The organism is Helicobacter pylori, from assembly GCF_017594925.1.
Lineage (GTDB): Bacteria > Campylobacterota > Campylobacteria > Campylobacterales > Helicobacteraceae > Helicobacter > Helicobacter pylori_DP.
Map to the genome: position 1 here is coordinate 78302 of NZ_JAALNT010000003.1, position 21374 is coordinate 99675.

The 21374-nt window shown below is 38.0% G+C and carries 22 protein-coding genes; 20 read left to right on the plus strand and 2 right to left on the minus strand.

The genetic code is table 11. From position 1 onward, the window contains the following. Window positions 1-150 precede the first annotated feature (150 nt). Complete coding sequence (gene mltG / locus G6069_RS02020; RefSeq protein WP_197293219.1) at window positions 151-1140, minus strand: endolytic transglycosylase MltG; 990 nt, start codon at window positions 1138-1140, stop codon at window positions 151-153. Here mltG and G6069_RS02025 point away from each other — a divergent pair. From G6069_RS02025 to G6069_RS02120, 20 genes are all read left to right on the plus strand, one after another. Beyond that, window positions 1058-3997 (plus strand): DUF3971 domain-containing protein, encoded by a 2940-nt coding sequence (locus tag G6069_RS02025; protein WP_197293220.1) that lies wholly within the window; start codon window positions 1058-1060, stop codon window positions 3995-3997. The two genes, mltG and G6069_RS02025, sit on opposite strands and share 83 nt — an antisense overlap. Continuing rightward, window positions 3994-4224, plus strand: coding sequence for a FeoA family protein (locus G6069_RS02030; protein WP_000174103.1), 231 nt, complete (start codon window positions 3994-3996; stop codon window positions 4222-4224). The genes G6069_RS02025 and G6069_RS02030 overlap by 4 nt, the downstream gene beginning before the upstream one ends. Window positions 4225-4226: 2 nt before the next feature. After that, the gene (nth, locus tag G6069_RS02035) at window positions 4227-4877 is read left to right on the plus strand and encodes an endonuclease III (protein WP_197293221.1); all 651 of its coding nucleotides are present in this window, start codon (window positions 4227-4229) and stop codon (window positions 4875-4877) included. A gap of 81 nt (window positions 4878-4958) precedes the next feature. Further along, window positions 4959-5330 carry a flagellar motor switch protein FliN gene (fliN, locus tag G6069_RS02040; protein ID WP_000894334.1) on the plus strand — a complete coding sequence of 124 codons (372 nt, stop codon included), beginning with the start codon at window positions 4959-4961 and terminating at the stop codon, window positions 5328-5330. Further along, window positions 5327-6208, plus strand: a complete 882-nt coding sequence (locus G6069_RS02045) for a hypothetical protein (RefSeq protein ID WP_197293222.1) — start codon at window positions 5327-5329, stop codon at window positions 6206-6208. The genes fliN and G6069_RS02045 overlap by 4 nt, the downstream gene beginning before the upstream one ends. Continuing rightward, complete coding sequence (locus G6069_RS02050) at window positions 6192-7145, plus strand: energy transducer TonB (protein WP_121004944.1); 954 nt, start codon at window positions 6192-6194, stop codon at window positions 7143-7145. The genes G6069_RS02045 and G6069_RS02050 overlap by 17 nt, the downstream gene beginning before the upstream one ends. Window positions 7146-7148: 3 nt before the next feature. After that, entirely contained in the window at window positions 7149-8168 is a 1020-nt protein-coding gene (gene pyrC / locus G6069_RS02055; protein WP_197293223.1) for a dihydroorotase, read from the plus strand. Further along, entirely contained in the window at window positions 8144-9262 is a 1119-nt protein-coding gene (locus G6069_RS02060; protein WP_197293224.1) for a 3-deoxy-d-manno-octulosonic acid hydrolase subunit 2, read from the plus strand. The genes pyrC and G6069_RS02060 overlap by 25 nt, the downstream gene beginning before the upstream one ends. A 6-nt stretch (window positions 9263-9268) precedes the next feature. After that, entirely contained in the window at window positions 9269-9820 is a 552-nt protein-coding gene (locus G6069_RS02065; protein ID WP_197293250.1) for a 3-deoxy-d-manno-octulosonic acid hydrolase subunit 1, read from the plus strand. An 8-nt stretch (window positions 9821-9828) separates the two neighbouring features. Then, entirely contained in the window at window positions 9829-11874 is a 2046-nt protein-coding gene (locus G6069_RS02070; RefSeq protein WP_197293225.1) for an LTA synthase family protein, read from the plus strand. A gap of 85 nt (window positions 11875-11959) precedes the next feature. Then, complete coding sequence (gene folD, locus G6069_RS02075; protein WP_197293226.1) at window positions 11960-12832, plus strand: bifunctional methylenetetrahydrofolate dehydrogenase/methenyltetrahydrofolate cyclohydrolase FolD; 873 nt, start codon at window positions 11960-11962, stop codon at window positions 12830-12832. Further along, window positions 12832-13704, plus strand: coding sequence for a signal peptidase I (gene lepB / locus G6069_RS02080; RefSeq protein ID WP_197293227.1), 873 nt, complete (start codon window positions 12832-12834; stop codon window positions 13702-13704). The genes folD and lepB overlap by 1 nt, the downstream gene beginning before the upstream one ends. A gap of 8 nt (window positions 13705-13712) precedes the next feature. Continuing rightward, a complete protein-coding gene (locus tag G6069_RS02085; protein ID WP_197293228.1) occupies window positions 13713-14411 on the plus strand; it encodes a site-2 protease family protein in 699 nt (232 codons plus the stop codon). A gap of 20 nt (window positions 14412-14431) precedes the next feature. After that, window positions 14432-14893 carry a ribose 5-phosphate isomerase B gene (gene rpiB, locus G6069_RS02090; RefSeq protein ID WP_097686050.1) on the plus strand — a complete coding sequence of 154 codons (462 nt, stop codon included), beginning with the start codon at window positions 14432-14434 and terminating at the stop codon, window positions 14891-14893. Between the two features lie 44 nt (window positions 14894-14937). Then, on the plus strand, window positions 14938-15270 hold the full coding sequence (locus G6069_RS02095; protein ID WP_000495089.1) for a hypothetical protein: 333 nt from the start codon (window positions 14938-14940) through the stop codon (window positions 15268-15270). Window positions 15271-15327: 57 nt separating this feature from the next. Next, complete coding sequence (gene apt / locus G6069_RS02100; protein ID WP_001006106.1) at window positions 15328-15867, plus strand: adenine phosphoribosyltransferase; 540 nt, start codon at window positions 15328-15330, stop codon at window positions 15865-15867. A gap of 14 nt (window positions 15868-15881) precedes the next feature. Then, window positions 15882-16460 (plus strand): DedA family protein, encoded by a 579-nt coding sequence (locus tag G6069_RS02105; protein ID WP_000393426.1) that lies wholly within the window; start codon window positions 15882-15884, stop codon window positions 16458-16460. 47 nt (window positions 16461-16507) lie between these two features. Continuing rightward, window positions 16508-17998 (plus strand): leucyl aminopeptidase, encoded by a 1491-nt coding sequence (locus tag G6069_RS02110; RefSeq protein WP_079353973.1) that lies wholly within the window; start codon window positions 16508-16510, stop codon window positions 17996-17998. A gap of 1 nt (window position 17999) precedes the next feature. Further along, window positions 18000-19100: a redox-regulated ATPase YchF gene (ychF, locus tag G6069_RS02115; RefSeq protein ID WP_197293229.1), complete on the plus strand. Its 1101-nt coding sequence runs from the start codon at window positions 18000-18002 to the stop codon at window positions 19098-19100. A 29-nt stretch (window positions 19101-19129) separates the two neighbouring features. Beyond that, entirely contained in the window at window positions 19130-20002 is an 873-nt protein-coding gene (locus tag G6069_RS02120; RefSeq protein ID WP_197293230.1) for a radical SAM/SPASM domain-containing protein, read from the plus strand. A 279-nt stretch (window positions 20003-20281) separates the two neighbouring features. Here G6069_RS02120 and G6069_RS02125 read toward each other — a convergent pair whose 3' ends face one another. Next, window positions 20282-21331, minus strand: coding sequence for an AI-2E family transporter (locus G6069_RS02125; RefSeq protein ID WP_197293231.1), 1050 nt, complete (start codon window positions 21329-21331; stop codon window positions 20282-20284). Window positions 21332-21374 lie beyond the last annotated feature (43 nt).

Consider the following 21374-nt stretch of genomic DNA (forward strand, 5'->3'; position numbering starts at 1 on the left):
CCCTAGCAATCAAAATTTGCCTAAAATTGTAGCAAGCCTTTTTTAATAAAATCTAAAATGCTTTAATAGTAGGAACTTAAAATTGAAATGAGAAAATACTAAACACTTTTTACTCAATTTAAAAGAAAAAACGCCCCATTAACCCTAATTTTAAAAATGATTATTAGAAAGATTGATATTTTTTAAATGCTCCTTATAAGTCGCGCTGAAAGCATGTTTTTTATCCGGCATTTTCACAAAATACAAGAAATCCGTTTTTTTAGGGAAAACCACGGCTTTAATCGCTTCTAAGCTCACGCTCCCTACAGGATTTTTAGGCAAGCCCTTAAATTTATAGGTGTTATAGGGGGTGTTATCGGTTTTAATGCGTTCTTTGGTTACTTTAGCGTGTGAAAATTCCTGATAATTCAAAGCCCCATCCATTTGTAAAGGCATGCCTTTTTTCAAGCGGTTAAAAATCACGCTCGCAATCAAGGGCATTTCTTCAACATTAGCGGCTTCTTTTTGCACAATAGAAGCGAGAATGATTTTTTCAAACCACTCTTCTTTATGGTAGTATCCAAGCCATTGTTTGCTTAAAGCTTCGTGTTTTTTCATGGATTGACCAATCAAAGTTTGCATGATTTTAAAAGCGTCCTCCCCTAAAGGCAAATGATAAGTGTCTGGCCATATCACCCCATCTTCTATCACAGAGCCATTCAATCGTGGAGCGATGCTTTCATAAGCCTGATTGAGTTCGCTTGTTTCTAGTTGGTAAGTCTCGCTCAAAATTTGCGTGAAAAAATAGCGGGTTTCTCCAGGGATTAAAGTAACGCTTTTTTGCGCCGCTTTCGCTTTAATCAAACGGACTAAAAAATCCCCCTTCCTTAAAGCCCCATCGCCCATGTCAATATAGCCTTTTTTAGGCATGCCCATTAGGCGCAACAAAAGCAAATCCAAAGCGTTAATATCCACGCCTTGCTCTTTCAAAGAAAAAAACACTTTTTTGAGCGAACCTTGCGGGACAACCACCACTTTGTTAGGATAAATTGGTATACTTAAATAAAAAAGAATACTGATGAATAAAAGAAAACATGTATCTAAGAAAGTGTTTAATGTCATTATTTTGTTTGTGGCAGTATTCACTCTTTTAGTTGTCATTCACAAAACCCTTTCAAACGGCATTCACATACAAAATTTAAAAATTGGAAAACTTAGCATTTCTGAATTATACTTAAAACTCAATAACAAGCTTTCTTTAGAAGTTGAGCGGGTTGATCTCTCTTCTTTCTTCCATCAAAAACCCACTAAAAAGCGTTTAGAAGTTTCTGATCTGATTAAAAATATCCGTTATGGCATTTGGGCGGTGTCTTATTTTGAAAAACTTAAAGTCAAAGAAATCATTTTAGACGATAAAAATAAAGCCAATATCTTTTTTGATGGGAATAAATACGAGTTAGAATTCCCGGGAGTCAAAGGGGAATTTTCCCTAGAAGATGATAAAAATATCAAGCTTAAGATCATCAATTTGCTTTTTAAAGATATTAAAGTCCAAGTGGATGGCAACGCCCACTATTCACCTAAAGCCAGGAAAATGGCGTTTAATTTGATTGTCAAGCCTTTAATTGAACCCAGTGCTGCAATTTATTTGCAAGGGCTAACCGATTTAAAAACCATAGAATTAAAAATTAACACTTCTGTAATGAAAAGCCTAGCGTTTTTAAAGCCTCTTTTCCAACGCCAATCGCAAAAAAATTTAAAAACATGGATTTTTGACAAGATCCAATTTGCTAGCTTTAAGATTGATAACGCTTTAATTAAAGCCAATTTCACTCCTAGCGAGTTTATCCCATCGCTTTTAGAAAATTCTGTAGTTAAAGCCACTTTGATTAAACCTTCAGTCGTTTTCAATGATGGCTTATCGCCCATTAAAATGGATAAAACCGAATTGATCTTCAAAAACAAACAGCTTCTCATACAGCCCCAAAAAATCACTTATGAAACCATGGAATTAACCGGCTCTTACGCCACTTTTTCCAATTTGTTAGAAGCCCCCAAGTTGGAGATTTTTTTAAAAACGACCCCTAATTATTATGGCGATAGCATTAAGGATTTATTGAGCGCTTATAAAGTCGTTTTACCTTTGGATAAAATCAGCATGCCATCTAGCGCGGATTTGAAACTCACCTTACAATTTCTAAAAAACACCGCCCCCTTATTTAGCGTTCAAGGCAGCGTTAATTTGCAAGAAGGCACTCTCTCGCTCTATAATATCCCCCTTTATACACAAAACGCTAATATAAGCTTAGATATTACCCAAGAATACCAATACATTTACATAGAAACTACCCACACCCGCTATGAAAACATGCTGGATTTAGACGCTAAAATCGCTTTAGATTTGAATAAAAAAACCCTTTCTTTAGATTCTTTAGTCCATAAAATACGATTCAACACTAATAATAACATCAACATGCGTTCTTATGGCTTGAATAACGACCAAGATAACCCACAGCCTACTAAATTTTCTTTAGATTTAAAAAGCTTGCATTCTGTTATTCAAGAGGGTGAAAACTCAGAGGTGTTTAGAAGAAAAATCATAGACACCATTAAAGCCCAGAGCGAAGACAAATTCACTAAAGATGTTTTCTACGCTACAGGAGACACTCTTAAAAACCTTTCTTTGAATTTTGATTTTTCTAACCCCAACCACATGCAATGGAGCGTGCCACAACTTTTATTAGAGGGCGAATTTAAAGATAACGCCTATGTTTTTAGAGTCAAAGATTTGAAAAAAATCAAGCCCTATTCCCCTATTATGAAATATTTCGCCTTAGAAGATGGCTCTTTAGAAGTTTCTACGAGCGATTTTATCAATATTGATTTTTTTGCTAAAGATTTGAAAATCACTTTACCCATCTATCATAGCAACGGCAAGCAATTTAATTCCCTCTCTTTATTTGGCTCTATCAATAAAGATGAAATTTCTGTCTATACTCCAAGCAAAAGCATATCTATAAAAGTTAAGGGGGATCAAAAGGATATTACCCTTAATAACATTGATTTGAGTATTGATGATTTTTTAGATAGCAAGATGCCAGCGATTGCGGGATTATTCTCAAAAGAACGAAAAGAAAAGCCTAGCTCTAAAGAAATCCAAGATGAAGATGTTTTCATTAGCGCCAAACAACGCTATGAAAAAGCCCACAAAATTATCCCTATCTCTACACGCATCCATGCTAAAGATGTCGTGTTAATCTATAAAAAAATGCCTTTTCCTTTAGAAAATCTTGATATTGTCGCTCAAGACGACAGAGTGAAAATTGATGGCAATTATAAAAACGCCATGATCATGGCAGATTTAGTGCATGGGGCTTTGTATCTTAAGGCCCATAATTTTAGCGGGGATTATATCAACACCATCCTCCAAAAAGATTTCGTAGAAGGGGGCTTATTCACGCTTATTGGGGCTCTTGAAGATCAGGTTTTCAACGGCGAATTGAAATTCCAAAACACAAGCTTAAAGAATTTCGCCCTCATGCAAAACATGGTCAATCTCATCAACACCATTCCCTCTCTCATTGTCTTTAGGAACCCTCATTTAGGGGCTAATGGCTATCAGATCAAAACCGGCTCCGTTGTTTTTGGGATCACTAAAGAATATTTAGGGTTAGAAAAAATTGATCTTGTCGGCAAAACGCTTGACATTGCTGGCAATGGGATCATTGAATTGGACAAAAACAAATTAGATTTGAATTTAGAAGTTTCCACTATCAAGGCTTTGAGTAATGTCTTAAATAAAATCCCTATTGTTGGCTATCTCGTTTTAGGAAAAGGAGGTAAAATCACCACTAATGTGAATGTCAAAGGCACGCTGGATAACCCTAAAACCAAAGTAACTTTAGCGTCAGATATTATCCAAGTGCCTTTTAAAATCTTGCGCCGTATTTTCACGCCTATTGACATCATCGTAGATGAAGTCAAAAAAAACATTGAATCAAAAAGGAAATTAAAATGACGCTCAATGAAGCCATTAAAGACAAAACTTATGAAATTGTAGAAATCGCTAACTGCGATGAAGCCCTTAAAAAACGCTTCCTCTCTTTTGGTATCCATGAAGGGGTTCAATGCATTCTTTTGCATTATTCCATGAAAAAAGCCACGCTTTCGGTTAAAATCAACCGCATTCAAGTGGCTTTAAGATCCCATGAAGCGCAATACCTTGTCATCAAAGAAAGCGTGTGAAAATGACCTTAAAACGCGCTAAAACTTACCAAAAAGCCCAACAAATCAAAGAGCTGCTTTTAAAACATTACCCCAACCAAACCACCGAATTGCACCATAAAAACCCCTATGAATTGTTAGTGGCTACCATTTTAAGCGCCCAATGCACAGACGCTAGAGTGAATCAAATAACGCCCAAGTTATTTGAAAAATACCCAAGCGTGAATGATTTAGTGCTCGCTTCCTTAGAAGAAGTTAAAGAGATCATCAAATCCGTTTCTTATTTTAACAATAAAAGCAAGCATTTAATCAGTATGGCGCAAAAAGTGGTTAGGGATTTTAAGGGCGTTATCCCCTCTACGCAAAAAGAATTGATGAGCTTAGATGGCGTAGGGCAAAAAACTGCTAATGTGGTGCTTTCAGTGTGCTTTGACGCAAATTATCTAGCGGTAGATACCCATGTGTTCCGCACGACGCACCGCTTAGGATTAAGCAACGCTAACACGCCCATTAAGACCGAAGAAGAACTCAGCGATCTTTTTAAAGACAACCTGTCCAAACTCCACCATGCCTTAATCTTGTTTGGCCGCTACACCTGCAAGGCTAAAAACCCCTTATGCGGCGCGTGTTTTTTAAAAGAATTTTGCGTTTCTAAAGCTAGCTTTAAGGCGTAGTGGCTTTATTTGTTATAAAATTTATAGTAAAATTAAGATTTTATAATCAAAGTCAAATCATTCTTGAAAGAGTAGAGTTTTATGCTAGAAACAGAATCTAATAAGTTAAAAATAGCTGAAAAAGAAAAAGAGAAAGCGAGTAAAGAAAGAGAACTAGAGCTTTCCACTTATTTAGAAGAACTCATTTGCGATTATAAAAATCTTTTAGACATGGAGATTGTTTTTAGCGCAGAACTTGGCTCTACGCAAATCCCTTTATTGCAAATTTTGCGTTTTGAAAAAGGCTCTGTGATTGATTTGCAAAAACCCGCCGGAGAAAGCGTGGATACTTTTGTGAACGGGCGGGTTATTGGTAAGGGTGAGGTGATGGTTTTTGAAAGGAATTTAGCCATTCGTTTGAATGAAATCCTAGATTCTAACGCTATTGTGTATTATCTCGCTAAAAATTCATGAGATTGTTATTCTTGTTATTGAGTGCTACTTTGATGTTACTGGCTGAAGAAAAAATACTTTTAAACGATGACGCTCCCATTAAACTAGCACATTGGCAAAATGCATTAAAAGAAGTCCAACCCAATTCAAACACTCCAGCAACACCACCTATAAAAGCCGTGCAAACCACGCTCACTTTTGAAACGCCTTTTAACAAAACGCCTAAAATCATGGAAGTTGAAGGGCAAAAGGTGATCGTTTTAAAAAACGCTCAATTGGATTCTAAAAAAACCATGGACTTTAAAGAAGCCTCTTTAAATGCCTTAGAAATGTTTTCCTACCAAAATGACATCTACCTCTTGTCTAAAAAAGCTAAAGTGGAATTAGAAATCCAAGCTTCAAACAGCAAGGATAAAAAACAGCTCCGCTTTCTTTTTTTGCCTAAAGGTTTTCATTTAGCCCCACCGCCTAGCTTGAAAGAAAAATCTCAGCATGCCAATCTCGCAAGCCAAGATGAAAAAGAGCAAGCCAAAAACCCCTCAAACGCTCTAGAGTTAAAACCCCCACTGGATTTAAGCCATGCTTATAAGGCGCTAGCGGTTATTGCTGCCTTACTCTTAATATTGTATATAATCAAAAAAAAAATTGTTCCCACACAAAGGTCTTTTTCTGCAAAAGATTTTAAGTTAGAAGTTAATGTTTTGGGTCGTGTTGGTGCGAACCATAAAATCATTTCAATAGAAACCAATAAGGAGCGTTACTTGGTCTTACTAAGCGATAAATACGGCCTGCTTTTAGACAAAATAAGCCCAAAAACATCTAAGGAAGAACTGATTAAAGAAGCTGAAAATAATATAAAGAATTCAAAATTAGGAAATTTATATGCCGGAAAATTCTAAACTACAACCTGCTAAGTTAGGGAAAAATTTTGACCCCGTGGATCATTCTAATAGGAATTTTTTCTTTTCTCTCATTCTGTCTGTATTGTTGCATTGGTTGATTTATTTTTTATTTGAACACAGAGAAGATTTTTTTCCTTCAAAACCCAAGCTTGTTAAATTAAATCCTGAAAATTTATTGGTTTTAAAAAGAGGCCATTCACAAGATCCCAGTAAAAACACCCCAGGCGCTCCTAAACCCACGCTGGCTGGCCCCCAAAAACCTCCAACGCCTCCCACACCCCCAACTCCGCCAACCCCACCAAAACCCATAGAAAAGCCAAAGCCTGAGCCTAAACCAAAGCCCAAACCAGAACCCAAAAAGCCCAACCACAAACATAAGGCTCTTAAAAAAGTGGAAAAAGTGGAAGAGAAAAAAGTAGTAGAGGAGAAAAAAGAAGAGAAAAAAGTAGTAGAACAAAAAGTAGAGCAGAAAAAAATAGAAGAGAAAAAACCTGTCAAAAAAGAATTTGACCCTAACCAGCTTTCTTTCTTGCCTAAAGAAGTTGCGCCACCCAGAAAAGAAAATAATAAAGGCTTAGACAACCAAACCAGAAGGGATATTGATGAATTGTATGGCGAAGAATTTGGGGATTTAGGCACAGCCGAAAAAGATTTCATCAGGAATAATTTAAGGGATATTGGGCGCATCACGCAAAAGTATTTAGAATACCCTCAAGTAGCGGCTTATTTAGGGCAAGACGGGACGAATGCGGTAGAGTTTTACTTGCACCCTAACGGCGATATTACCGATCTTAAAATCATTATTGGCTCTGAATACAAAATGCTTGATGACAACACTTTAAAGACCATTCAGATCGCTTATAAGGATTACCCACGCCCCAAAACTAAAACCCTCATTCGTATTAGAGTGCGTTATTACTTAGGAGGCAATTAAAAAATGGAAATCACGCTTTTTGACCCCATAGACGCCCACTTGCATGTGCGAGAAAACGCGCTTTTAAAAGCGGTGTTGAAATATTCTAGCGAGCCTTTTAGCGCCGCAGTGATCATGCCTAATCTCAGTAAGCCTTTGATTGACACTCCAATCACCCTAGAATATGAAGAAGAAATTTTAAAAAATTCTTCAAACTTCAAGCCTTTAATGAGTTTGTATTTTAACGATGGTTTGACTTTGGAAGAATTGCAACGAGCTAAAAACAAAGGCATTAAATTTTTAAAACTCTACCCCAAAGGCATGACCACAAACGCGCAAAACGGCACTTCAGATTTGTTGGGTGAAAAGACTTTGGAGGTTTTAGAAAACGCCCAAAAATTAGGCTTTATTTTATGCATCCATGCAGAACAAGCTGGGTTTTGTTTGGATAAAGAATTTTTATGCCATAGCGTTTTAGAAACTTTCGCCCTTTCATTCCCTAAGCTCAAAATCATTATAGAGCATTTGAGCGATTGGCGCAGTATCGCTTTAATTGAAAAGCATGACAACCTCTATGCGACTTTAACTTTACACCATATCAGCATGACTTTAGATGACTTATTAGGGGGGAGTTTGGACCCGCATTGTTTTTGCAAACCCTTAATCAAAACCAAAAAAGACCAAGAAAGGCTTTTATCCCTTGCTTTAAAAGCCCACCCTAAAATCTCTTTTGGCTCTGATAGCGCCCCGCATTTTGTCTCTAAAAAGCATAGCGCTAACATCCCGGCAGGCATCTTTTCTGCTCCTATTTTGTTGCCTGCGTTGTGCGAACTTTTTGAAAAACACAACGCTTTAGAAAATTTGCAAGCCTTTATCAGCGATAACGCTAAAAAAATCTACGCGTTAGACAATTTGCCTAATAAAAAAGCACATCTGTCTAAAAAACCCTTTATAGTCCCTACACACACGCTTTGTTTGAATGAAAAAATCGCTATCTTAAGAGGGGGCGAAACGCTATCTTGGAACCTTCAAGAAATCGCCTAAAAAACACCGCCTTTTTCGTGGGGCTTTTTATCGTTTTGTTTTTAATTATAATGAAGCGCCAAACCCCCCCCTATGCTTTCACGCATAATCAAGCCCTTGTTACTGAAAACCCCCCTTATTTCACGCAACTTATTATCCCTAAACCAAATGACGCTTTAAGCGTGCATGCGAGCTCTTTAATCAGCTTGCCTAATGATAATCTTTTGAACGCTTATTTCAGTGGCACTAAAGAAGGGGCAAGGGATGTGAAAATCAGCGCAAATCTTTTTGACAGCAAGACTAATCGCTGGAGCGAAGCCTTCATTCTTTTAACTAAAGAAGAGCTTTCTCATCATTCGCATGAATACATCAAAAAATTGGGTAACCCCTTGCTTTTTTTGCATGATAATAAAATCTTGTTGTTTGTGGTAGGGGTGAGCATGGGCGGGTGGGCCACTTCTAAAATCTATCAACTTGAAAGTGCTTTAGAGCCGATTCATTTTAAATTTGCGCGAAAACTCTCTTTAAGCCCTTTTTTAAACTTAAGCCATTTGATAAAAAATAAGCCTTTAAACACCACTGATGGCGGGTTTATGCTACCACTCTATCACGAATTAGCCACCCAATACCCCCTGTTGTTGAAATTTGACCAACAAAATAACCCAAGAGAGCTTTTAAGGCCTAATACCCTAAACCACCAGCTCCAACCAAGCCTAACCCCCTTTAAAGACTGCGCTGTCATGGCGTTTAGAAACCATTCTTTTAAAGATAGCCTCATGCTAGAAACATGCAAGACCCCCACCGCTTGGCAAAAACCCATTTCTACAAATCTTAAAAACTTAGATGATTCTTTGAATTTACTCAATTTAAATGGAATATTGTATTTAATCCACAACCCTAGCGATTTATCACTGCGTCGTAAAGAACTTTGGCTTTCTAAATTAGAAAACTCCAACTCGTTTAAAACCTTAAAAATTTTAGATAAAGCGGATGAAGTGAGTTACCCAAGCTATAGTCTTAACTCGCATTTTATAGATATTGTCTATACCTACAACCGCTCTCACATCAGACACATCCGTTTCAATATGGCTTATTTAAAATCCCTTCTCAAGTGATTAATGATGCTTATACCTTCTTCTTACACGCTGAGTTTTGTATGGGTTTTTTTAATTTTCTTTTTTTTTAAAAATAAGGCATTAAGTTTGAGGTTTTCGCTCTCTTTAATAAGCGTGATTTTAAGCAATATCGCTTTTAAAGGCTCTCTATCGCTCAATGCATTTTTAAGCAGTTTTACAGCCCCCTTAAGCCCTTTTAGCTGTCTTTTGATCCTTGCGTATGCAAGCTTTTCTTGTCATATGCTCAAAAAACCCCCTTTAGAAACCTTGCAATCTTATAGCGTCATGCTGTTTTTCAATCTGTTGCTTTTGACAGATATTTTAGGGTTTTTGCCTTTTTCAATCTATCATCATTTCATGGCTTCTCTGATTTTTAGCGCGCTTTTTTGCAGCAGTTTGTTTTTGAGCAGCCCCTTATTGGGCGTGATCGCTTTAGTAGCGTTATCCAGTTCGCTTTTGATGCGTTCTCATTTTCAAATCTTGGATTCTTTATTGGATTTCCCCTTATTTCTTTTTGTCTTTTTTAAGACTTTATCTCTTGTTAAAAAAAGGTTATAGTAACGCTTATGAAATCCCTATCTCATGCCCTATTTTCGCTCTTTTTAAAAGGTTTTTATTTCACCTTTTTTATGAGCTTGTTGTTTGTGTTCAATCGTATCGGCTTTATCCTTTATACTGGCTATTATAAGCATGCCTTAAAAAACCCTATTTTTGATGAAATCATCAAAACCCTATTCAATGGAGCCAGATACGACAATCGTGTGGTTTCAAGCTTAGCGATTCTTTTTATCCTCATCGGGTTATTAGGGTTATTGGCCCCTAAACACCAAGTAAAAATGCTTAATATTGTGGCGTGTTTTTCTATCGTTATTATCCTGTTTTTAAATATTGCGAACATCGTTTATTATGGCATTTATGGGAATGTGTTTGATGAAAATTTATTGGAATTTTTGCATGAAGACACGCTCACGATTTTAAAAATGAGTGGGGAATACCCTATTTTTTCTAGTTTTTCACTCTTTGTGATCCTTAGCGTTTTAATTTCTTTTATCTATTTCAAACTCCAAAACGCCCTTTTTAAGCCCACAAATGTTTATCAAACCACCAAACCCCTTAAAACTTTCATTTTATTTGCGCTTTTTTCGCTCACGCAAATGTTTTACATTAACGCGCAATTGAGTTTTGTGGGTGCGTCTTTAGATCTCAGCATAGAGCCAGCCAAAGATCCTTTTTTAATGAAAATCACCCCCGGGGCGTTTCGTAACCTTTATCTTTTGGTGCGCAATTACAGACAAAGCCATAACCTTAAATTCAGCGATTTTGCTAAAGGATCGCCTTTAGAAGTGGCGAAAAATTATTTCCATCTCAAAGAAAACCCTTCAAACAATCTCTATGAATTGCTTTCTCAAACAAGCCACAACAATTCTCTTCAAACCATTCAACATGTTTTCTATATCGTTTCAGAGTCCTTGAGTTCATGGCATTTTGATAAAAAATTTGATTCCATAGAGCTAACGAGTGCCTTACAAGATTTGGTTAAAAAAGAACATGCTCACATGCTTTCTGCTTTTATTGAAGGTGCCCCACGGACCGTTAAAAGCCTGGATGTCCAAATCACAGGCTTACCCTATATTAATGATAATAATTTAGTCAATTCAGGGGTGATCCTCCCTAGCTTTCCTATGGCGATTGGCAATATCATGAAGACTCTAGGGTATAGAAACAACTTTTATTATGGAGGCAGCGGGATTTGGAATAAACTCACCAGTTTCACCAAAAAACAAGGTTTTCACGCCCTTTATTTCAATAACCATCTCTTAGAATTTGTTAAAAACAAGCCCTACCCCAAACCCATAGAGAGCAACTGGGGAGTGCATGATAATATTTTATTTGACTACATTTTAGAAAACACCAACCCCCATGAAAAAACTTTCAGCATGGTCATGACTTTAAGCAACCACGCGATCAAAAACGTGAATCTCAAAGCCTTTGGCGTGCCTTTAGAAAAAATCCAACAATTTGTGGAAAAAACCCCCAAATCAGAAAATCTACCGGACGCTAATTCTTTAGGGCATATTTACTGGTATGACAAAGTGGTGGTTGATTTCATCAAAAAAGCCAGCCAAAAATTCCCTAACTCGCTTTTTATCATCACAGGGGATCACTTTGACAGGAGCTATGAATACGCTAAAAACGATTTGTATATCATTAAATCCGTGCCGCTTATTTTATATGCCCCCACTTTAAAGCCTAAAAAAATCAGTCAAGTCGGCTCGCATTTAGACATCGCCCCTACGATTATTGAATTAGTCGCCCCTGAAGGTTTTCAATTTGTGAGTTTTGGGAAGCCTTTATTTTCTAACAACACAACAAACCCCCCAAGCCACCCCAATTACGCGCTAGGCTATGAAGCGATCGCTACTAAAGATTACTTTTATAACCCAAGTTCAGGGTTAAGGTATTTGAATGAAAACCCTAAAGAGCCAGAGGATAAACAAAACGACAAGAAACAAAACGACAAAATAGAAGCTTCTAAATTTTACCAGCAATTAGAATCTTTGAAAGCCCTTAGTTATTACTTGCTCTATCATGGGGCTAATCTTAAAGATTGACAAGCTAAAGGGAGTTTTTAATTCCCTTAAACGCATGATTTTTGCTACAATAATAGGATTTTAATTATATAAAGGATAAATGGGCATGCCAAATAGGGGCGTTGTTTTATTAGACGGGCAAGCGTTAGCTTATGATATAGAAAAAGATTTGAAAAATAAAATCCAAACAATAACCGCACAAACGCATAAACGCCCCAAACTAGCCGTGATTTTAGTAGGGAAAGATCCCGCTAGTATCACTTATGTCAATATGAAGATCAAAGCATGCCAAAGGGTGGGCATGGATTTTGATTTAAAAACTCTCCAAGAAAATGTTACTGAAGCCAAATTGCTGTCCTTGATTAAAGATTACAATACCGATCAAAACATTTCAGGCGTTTTAGTCCAGCTCCCTTTGCCCAGACACATTGATACTAAAATGATTTTAGAAGCCATTGACCCCAGTAAAGATGTGGATGGTTTCCACCCCCTTAATATCGGCAAACTCTGCACCCAAAAGGAATCGTTTCTGCCAGCCACCCCTATGGGCGTGATGCGTCTTTTAGAGCATTATCACATTGAAATCAAGGGCAAGGATGTGGCGGTTATTGGGGCGAGCAATATCATTGGAAAGCCTTTGAGCATGCTCATGCTAAACGCTGGGGCTAGCGTGAGCGTGTGCCATATTTTGACTAAAGACATTAGTTTTTACACCCAAAACGCTGATATTGTCTGCGTGGGCGTGGGTAAGCCTGATTTGATTAAAGCGAGCATGTTAAAAAAAGGGGCTGTAGTGGTGGATATTGGGATCAATCATTTAAATGATGGGCGTATCGTGGGCGATGTGGATTTCACCAACGCGCAAAAAGTCGCCGGTTTTATCACCCCTGTGCCTAAAGGCGTGGGGCCTATGACGATTGTCTCGCTTTTAGAAAACACTCTAATCGCTTTTGAAAAACAACAAAGGAAGGGATTTTAATGAAATTTTTACGCTCTGTTTATGCATTTTGCTCCAGTTGGGTGGGGACGATCATTATCGTGCTGTTGGTTATCTTTTTTATCGCGCAAGCCTTTATCATTCCCTCTCGCTCTATGGTAGGCACGCTCTATGAGGGCGACATGCTCTTTGTCAAAAAGTTTTCTTACGGCATACCCATTCCTAAAATCCCATGGATTGAGCTTCCTGTTATGCCTGATTTTAAAAATAACGGGCATTTGATAGAGGGGGATCGCCCTAATCGCGGCGAAGTGGTGGTGTTTATCCCGCCCCATGAAAAAAAGTCTTACTATGTCAAAAGGAATTTTGCTATTGGAGGCGATGAGGTGTTATTCACTAATGAGGGGTTTTATTTGCACCCTTTTGAGAGCGACATGGACAAAAATTACATCGCTAAACATTACCCTAACGCCATGACAAAAGAATTTATGGGTAAAATTTTTGTTTTAAACCCTTATAAAAGTGAGCATCCGGGTATCCATTACCAAAAAGACAATGAAACCTTCCATTTAATGGAGCAGTTAGCCACTCAAGGCGCAGAAGCTAATATCAGCATGCAACTCATTCAAATGGAGGGCGAAAAGGTGTTTTATAAAAAAATCAATCACGATGAATTTTTCATGATCGGCGATAATAGGGATAATTCTAGCGACTCGCGCTTTTGGGGGAGTGTGGCTTATAAAAATATCGTGGGTTCGCCATGGTTTGTTTATTTCAGTTTGAGTTTAAAAAATAGCCTGGAAATGGATGCAGAAAATAACCCCAAAAAACGCTATTTGGTGCGTTGGGAACGCATGTTTAAAAGCGTTGGAGGCTTAGAAAAAATCATTAAAAAAGAAAAAGCAACGCATTAAGGTTTTTTGTGCAATTTTTTGATTTTTCTTTAGAAAGTTTTATCACCACCTTAATGAAGATCCTAGCCCTTTTAATCGCTATCATAGGACATGAGATCATGCATGGCTTGAGCGCGTTTTTATTTGGAGACAGGAGCGCTAAAAACGCTAATCGTTTGAGTTTAAACCCTATCAGGCATTTAGACATGATGGGTTCGGTGCTTTTACCGGCTTTATTACTCATTTTTCAAGCCCCTTTTTTGTTTGGGTGGGCTAAACCCGTGCCGGTGGATATGCGCTATATTGTTTCTCAAAAAGGCTCTCTGGCATGCGTAGTGGTGAGTTTAGCCGGGGTGGCTTATAATTTCACCCTAGCCGTTCTGCTCGCTTCCATCACGCATTTGAGCTTCCAAAAACTAGGGATCAACGCTTTAAGCATCAATGAATTGAATCTTTATCAGCTCGCTTTAGTAACCTTTCTCATTCAAGGCATTCTTTATAATCTTGTCTTAGGCGTTTTCAACAGCCTCCCTATCCCGCCCTTAGACGGATCCAAAGCGTTAGGCTTTTTAGCGTTGCATTTTAAAAGTTCGTTTTTATTGGAATGGTTTTCTAAAATGGAACGCTACGGCTTGTTGGTAGTGTTTATCTTTTTGTTTATCCCCCCTTTATCGGAGTTTTTTATCCATGCGCCCACAAGATTTTTATTTTCCTTACTCCTTTCTTAATCTTTTATCAAGGAGAGTTTATGAATAAGCCCTTAAAGTTTTCTCAAGTTTTTATAGGCAGCGATCATGCAGGGTTGCATCTTGCAGAGTTTGTTAAACATTTTTTAGAAGACAAGCGTTTTAAAATCCAAGCTTTTTTACCCACTATGAGGGTGGATTACCCTGATTACGCCAAATTAGTGTGCCAAAAGGTCTTAGAAAATCCGCAAAGCTATGGCATTTTAGTGTGCGCCACAGGGATAGGCATGAGCATGGGCGCTAATCGCTTTAAGGGTATTAGAGCCGCTTTGTGCCTTGATGCTTACATGGCTAAAATGACTCGCTTGCACAATAACGCTAATGTCTTGTGCTTGGGTGAAAAGATTAGCGGTATTGGCGTAACAGAAAGCATTTTAGAAGCGTTTTTCTCTACAGAATTTGAACAAGGCCGCCATGTGTTGCGCATCCAAAAGCTAGATGAATCGCTGAAATCATCAACCTAATGTAGTATAATTACATCGTTTCGCTAAAAGGATATTTTAATAGAATGTTTACCCAATGGTTTATCATCACTATCGCTATTGTTTTTATCCTTTATATGGGTGTGCGTACTTTCTTTTTTAAAACCGTGGCTAAACGGCAAGAACGCACCAACGCATCCATGAAGCTCACCTTACAAGAAGCTGAAATTTTGATCCAAAAACACCAGTTGCAACTCCAAAGAGCTTTGGGTAATATTGATATTCTTACCCAAGAAATGAGCTCGTTAAAAACAGAACTAAAAGCCCTTAAACAGCGCAACTCTGAATACAAAGGCGAATCGGATAAATATAAAAATCGCATTAAAGAATTGGAGCAAAAAATAGAAGCTCTCCTTTAAAAACGCTATAATAAACCAAAATTCTACAACCAATCCGTTATATTAAAGGAAATCAAAATGAATGAAACGCTCAAAGAAGAACTTTTACAAAGCATCAGAGAAGTGAAAGACTACCCTAAAAAAGGGATTTTATTCAAAGATATTACCACGCTACTCAACTACCCTAAACTCTTTAACAAACTCATTGACGCGCTCAAAAAACGCTATCTCGCTCTCAATATAGACTTTATCGTGGGCATTGAAGCTAGGGGGTTTATTTTAGGCTCTGCTTTAGCTTATGCGCTTGGGGTGGGTTTTGTGCCTGTGAGGAAAAAGGGCAAACTCCCCGCACACACCTTATCTCAAAGCTATAGTTTAGAATACGGGAGCGACAGCATAGAAATCCACTCCGACGCTTTTAGGGGAATTAAGGGGGTAAGGGTGGTGTTAATTGATGACTTATTAGCCACTGGAGGCACAGCTTTAGCGAGCCTTGAGCTTATCAAAGCCCTACAAGCTGAATGCATAGAAGCATGCTTTTTGATAGGATTAAAAGAATTACCGGGTATCCAACTTTTAGAAGAACGCGTGAAAACCTTTTGTTTGTTAGAGTGCTAGAATAAGGGTGAATTTTGGAAGAATACATCATTAACTTATGGAATCAGCATGCAGCGACTTGGGGGTATCTCATTTTATTTGGGTGGAGTATTTTAGAAGGCGAAATTGGGTTAATTTTAGCAGGGATTGCCAGCTATACCGGTCATATGCATTTAGGGTTAGCCATTTTAGTCGCAGGGATTGGGGGCTTTGTGGGGGATCAGATCTATTTTTACATCGGCCGCACCAATAAAGCTTACATCCAAAAAAAGCTAGAAAAACAACGCCGAAAACTAGCCCTAGCCCATTTATTGTTGCAAAAACACGGCTGGTTTATCATTTTTATCCAACGCTACATGTATGGCATGCGCACCATCATTCCCATTAGTATAGGCCTCACGCGCTATAGCGCTTTAAAATTCGCTATCATCAATCTCATTAGCGCGATGGTGTGGGCGAGCATTACCATTATTCTAGCGTGGTATTTAGGAGAAGAATTATTGCATGCGTTAGGGTGGCTTAAAAAACACCCTTATGCGCTAATATTACTATTAGTATCTTTCTTGGCGTTGGTTCTATGGTATTTCCAATACTATAGTAAGAAAAACCGCTAGAGTGCAATACAATTCTTGAAAGATATGAAATTAAAAAAGGAGACTTTATGTTAAAAATCAAATTAGAAAAAACCACTTTTGAAAACGCAAAAGCTGAATGCGGTTTAGTTTTTATTGTCAATAAGGATTTTGATCATGCTTGGGTCAAAAATAAAGAATTGCTAGAAACCTTTAAATACGAAGGCGAAGGCGTATTTTTAGACCAAGAAAATAAAATCCTGTATGTGGGCGTTAAAGAAGATGATGTGCATTTATTGAGAGAGAGTGCGTGTTTAGCCGTTCGCACCCTTAAAAAACTCGCTTTTAAAAGCGTTAAAGTGGGGGTCTATACTTGTGGTGCGCATTCTAAAGATAACGCGCTTTTAGAAAACTTGAAAGCGTTGTTCTTGGGCTTAAAATTGGGCTTGTATGAATACGACACTTTTAAATCCAACAAAAAAGAAAGCGTTTTAAAAGAAGCCATTGTCGCTTTAGAATTGCACAAACCTTGCGAAAAAACTTGCACAAATTCTTTAGAAAAGAGCGCTAAAGAAGCTTTAAAATACGCTGAAATCATGACAGAAAGCTTGAATATCGTTAAAGATTTAGTCAATACCCCCCCTATGATTGGCACCCCGGTTTATATGGCTGAAGTGGCGCAAAAAGTGGCTAAAGAAAACCATTTAGAAATCCATGTCCATGATGAAAAATTTTTAGAAGAAAAGAAAATGAACGCCTTTTTAGCGGTCAATAAAGCCTCTCTTGGCGTCAATCCTCCTCGCTTGATCCATTTAGTCTATAAGCCCAAAAAAGCGAAGAAAAAAATCGCTTTAGTGGGTAAGGGCTTGACTTATGATTGCGGAGGGTTGAGCTTGAAACCGGCCGATTACATGGTTACCATGAAAGCGGATAAAGGCGGTGGCTCTGCGGTGATTGGGCTTTTGAACGCGTTAGCTAAATTGGGCGTGGAAGCTGAAGTGCATGGCATTATTGGGGCTACAGAAAACATGATAGGCCCGGCTGCTTATAAACCTGATGATATTTTAATCTCCAAAGAAGGCAAAAGCATTGAAGTGCGTAATACCGACGCTGAAGGGCGTTTGGTTTTAGCGGATTGTTTGAGCTACGCTCAAGATTTAAACCCTGATGTGATCGTGGATTTTGCGACCCTTACTGGGGCATGCGTTGTAGGCTTAGGCGAATTCACTTCAGCGATCATGGGGCATAATGAAGAATTGAAAAACCTCTTTGAAACTTCAGGGTTAGAATCCGGCGAATTATTAGCCAAACTCCCCTTTAACCGCCATTTAAAGAAATTGATTGAATCTAAAATCGCTGATGTGTGCAATATTTCTTCTTCACGCTATGGCGGTGCGATCACAGCGGGCTTGTTTTTAAATGAATTTATTAGAGATGAATTTAAAGATAAGTGGCTACACATTGACATTGCAGGCCCCGCTTATGTGGAAAAAGAATGGGATGTGAATAGCTTTGGAGCGAGTGGGGCTGGCGTGAGAGCTTGCACAGCTTTTGTGGAAGAGTTTTTGAAAAAGGCTTGAAATGGGCTTGTCTGTAGGCATTGTGGGTTTGCCTAATGTGGGCAAATCCAGCACCTTTAACGCACTCACTAAAACCCAAAACGCCCAAAGCGCGAACTACCCTTTTTGCACCATTGAACCCAATAAAGCCGTCGTGAATGTGCCTGACAGGCGGCTTGGTGCGTTGGCTCAAATCGTAAAGCCTGAACGCATTTTGCATTCTGTGGTGGAATTTGTGGATATTGCCGGGTTGATTAAGGGAGCGAGCAAGGGGGAGGGTTTAGGCAATCAATTTTTAGCCAATATCAAGGAATGCGAAGTGATCTTGCAAGTGGTGCGCTGTTTTGAAGATGACAATATCACGCATGTGAACGATAAAATTGATCCTTTGAATGATATAGAGACCATTGAATTAGAGTTGATTTTAGCGGATATTGCCACTTTAGACAAAAGGATCGATCGCTTGCAAAAAGCCCTAAAAAGCTCAAAAGACGCTAAAAATCTTTTAGAATGCGCTTTGAGTTTAAAAACGCATTTAGAAGAATTAAAACCGGCGAAAACTTTCCCCTTGAATACAAGCGAGGCTTTTTTGGAGTTGGACAAGGAATTGCGTTTTTTATCTCATAAAAAAATGATCTATGTTGCTAATGTGGGCGAAGAATATTTAAACGCTCTCAATGAGCATGCCAAAAAAGTCCAAAATTATGCCAAAGATCAAAAGAGCGAGTTTGTTTCCTTGTGCGCTAAATTGGAAGAAGAAATGGTTTCTATGGATGAAAATGAAGTCAAAGAATTTTTGCAAAGTTTAGGCGTAGAAGAAAGTGGGCTAGAAAAGACCATTCGTTTGAGTTTTAAGGAATTAGGTTTGATCAATTATTTTACCGCTGGAGTCAAGGAAGTGCGATCATGGACGATTAAAAAAGGCTCTAGCGCGCCTGTGGCTGCTGGGGTGATCCATAAGGATTTTGAAAAAGGCTTTATCAGAGCTGAAACCATCAGTTATGATGATTTTATCGCTTATAAGGGCGAAGCCGGAGCGAAAGAAAAGGGAGCGTTACGCATTGAAGGTAAGGATTATATCGTTCAAGATGGCGATGTGTTGCATTTTCGCTTCAATGTCTAGTTCTATTCGTTACTATTTTCTCATAAGAATTGACACCCAACAAGAAACTTTTTAAAAAAATCTATATAGAATTAAGTGATATTTGCGGGTTGCAATGCAGTTTTTGCCCTAACCCCAAAAATATCAGAGGCGTGATGCCTTTAGAATTATTTGAAAAAGTTTGTAAAGAAGTGGCCTCCCTAACCCCAATTATCACCTTGCATGTCTTAGGTGATCCTTGCAAACTCAAAAATTTAAACCACTATTTAAGCGCCGCTAAACGCTTTTCTTTGAAAGTGGATTTGGTTACTAGCGGGGTGTATTTGCACGATTTTGAGATGCTTTTACAAGATGTGATCTATCAAATTTCTATTTCTTTAGACGCGGGGCTAGACAATCATAACAAACTCAACCAGCACCGCTATATCCAAAAAATTTTAGAATTTTGCCGCTACAAATTTGAAAAAAATAGCGAAGTGTTTTTGAATTTACGCATTCAAGATAGCACCCTTGAAAAACACCAGAATTTGATCAAGCCTTTTTTAGAAAGCTTTGAATGCGTTTCTTTAGAGGGTTTAAAATCGCAAGGCCGCGCTCGTTTGTTTAAAAAAAGTTTTTTGAATATCCAAAAGACCTTTAAATGGCCGGATTTGAACGCCCCAAACCCTTTAAACCAGGAATCAAAAATCCCCTATTGTTATGGGCTTATTAAACAAATCGCTATTTTATCTAATGGCATTGTCGTGCCGTGTTGCATGGACACGCAAGCTCATATCAGCCTTGGCGATTTAAACCATATGCCCCTAAAAGATATTTTAAACAGCCAAAAAGCTATAGCTATCAAAACCCATTTTTTAAAGGGCGAAGCGTTAGAACTTTTATGCAAAAACTGCTCCTACCCTTTGATCCGCTACAAAAAATGAAACCACTCAATAGTTTGTTGGTCATTGGTTTTGCAATTGTGGCGGCGTTTAGTTCGCTTCAATTAAAAGCTTTTACTCTTTATATTCTTATCTTTTATGTTTGGATTGGTGCGTTAGAATTGTCAAAATTTTAAGGGTTAAAAGGCAAATGGCTCTCTCTTTTTTTGTAATAGCTTGTGGGATCGGAAAATGCGTGGGCTTCTCTCGATGCCATTCAAAAACACTAATTGACCCCACTCTTTGATTTCTACGCTTTTTAGTTGTTTTGCGTTATTTCATTCAACATTCGCATGCTTTTTGATCGTTTTGGATAAAGTAATTTTCATACAATCGCAATAACGCAATAAAAAACGCCGTGATAGTAGGCCCTACAATAATCCCCCAAAAACCAAATTGTGAAATCCCAGCAATCATGGAAAAGAAAATCAACATTTCATTGATTTTAAGGGTGGTTTTAAAAATTCTTTTTTTGATGAAGACGATTAAAATTGGCTTGATCACGCTATCAATCAGCACGCTAATCAATAAAATAGAATACAAAGCGATAAATATCGCTTCATTCACATGCCCATGATAAAGTTCATAAATCGCTATAGGGATCCAAATCAAAGCCCCCCCAACAGCCGGCACTAAAGACGCCAGGCCGTATAAAATCCCCAAAGACCAGCCGTCATGCCCAAACCATACGATCATCACCCCAAACGCCACACCCTCTAAAATAACCGTGATGAGAGAAGTTAAAAGCACGATGCGTAAAATCCCAGCCACTTCTTCAAAAATCTTTTTGCTTTGATTCATTCCAAGAGGCAAGACCCCCAAAAAATAACGATAAAATCTCTCCCCATAATAAAAAAAGAAAAACAACAGCCCCAAGATAAACAAAGCGTCTGTAATGAGTTTCAAGCTGTATCTTCCCACATAGCTGCTTATTTTCAACAAATAACCCGTGATTGAAGCGGCGCTAAAATTTTCTAAAAACTTGCTAACCCCATCATGAATGGCAGGAAAATGCGACAAATTTTCGGTGATTGTCCCTTTAAGCCATTTGATTAAGGCTGAAAGTTTTTCAAAATTGATTTCAAAAATGACATTAGAACCCTTATAAACAATAAAATACAACGGCACAATCACAACGCTCGCTAAAACCAAAACGCATAAAAACGAACTGATAACATTAGAAAAGCGTTTATTCAAAAAAACTTTCACTTGAAAAAGCCCCACGCACAAAAGCCCAGCGATCAATGCATCCATTAAAAAATCTTGATACAGATAGATCATCCAATAAAAACCAATCAAAAAAAGAATCCAAAAGAAATACTGAGCTTTCATGCAATTATCCCCATTAAACTGAACCAAAAATTATCAAATGTTA

Coding starts and splice junctions, on each gene's coding strand:
- G6069_RS02025 (WP_197293220.1), top strand. CDS start 1,058: ATGAATAAAAGAAAACATGTATCTAAGAAAGTGTTTAATGTCATTATT.
- mltG (WP_197293219.1), bottom strand. CDS start 1,140: ATGACAACTAAAAGAGTGAATACTGCCACAAACAAAATAATGACATTA.
- G6069_RS02030 (WP_000174103.1), top strand. CDS start 3,994: ATGACGCTCAATGAAGCCATTAAAGACAAAACTTATGAAATTGTAGAA.
- nth (WP_197293221.1), top strand. CDS start 4,227: ATGACCTTAAAACGCGCTAAAACTTACCAAAAAGCCCAACAAATCAAA.
- fliN (WP_000894334.1), top strand. CDS start 4,959: ATGCTAGAAACAGAATCTAATAAGTTAAAAATAGCTGAAAAAGAAAAA.
- G6069_RS02045 (WP_197293222.1), top strand. CDS start 5,327: ATGAGATTGTTATTCTTGTTATTGAGTGCTACTTTGATGTTACTGGCT.
- G6069_RS02050 (WP_121004944.1), top strand. CDS start 6,192: ATGCCGGAAAATTCTAAACTACAACCTGCTAAGTTAGGGAAAAATTTT.
- pyrC (WP_197293223.1), top strand. CDS start 7,149: ATGGAAATCACGCTTTTTGACCCCATAGACGCCCACTTGCATGTGCGA.
- G6069_RS02065 (WP_197293250.1), top strand. CDS start 9,269: ATGCTTATACCTTCTTCTTACACGCTGAGTTTTGTATGGGTTTTTTTA.
- G6069_RS02070 (WP_197293225.1), top strand. CDS start 9,829: ATGAAATCCCTATCTCATGCCCTATTTTCGCTCTTTTTAAAAGGTTTT.
- folD (WP_197293226.1), top strand. CDS start 11,960: ATGCCAAATAGGGGCGTTGTTTTATTAGACGGGCAAGCGTTAGCTTAT.
- lepB (WP_197293227.1), top strand. CDS start 12,832: ATGAAATTTTTACGCTCTGTTTATGCATTTTGCTCCAGTTGGGTGGGG.
- rpiB (WP_097686050.1), top strand. CDS start 14,432: ATGAATAAGCCCTTAAAGTTTTCTCAAGTTTTTATAGGCAGCGATCAT.
- G6069_RS02095 (WP_000495089.1), top strand. CDS start 14,938: ATGTTTACCCAATGGTTTATCATCACTATCGCTATTGTTTTTATCCTT.
- apt (WP_001006106.1), top strand. CDS start 15,328: ATGAATGAAACGCTCAAAGAAGAACTTTTACAAAGCATCAGAGAAGTG.
- G6069_RS02110 (WP_079353973.1), top strand. CDS start 16,508: ATGTTAAAAATCAAATTAGAAAAAACCACTTTTGAAAACGCAAAAGCT.
- ychF (WP_197293229.1), top strand. CDS start 18,000: ATGGGCTTGTCTGTAGGCATTGTGGGTTTGCCTAATGTGGGCAAATCC.
- G6069_RS02125 (WP_197293231.1), bottom strand. CDS start 21,331: ATGAAAGCTCAGTATTTCTTTTGGATTCTTTTTTTGATTGGTTTTTAT.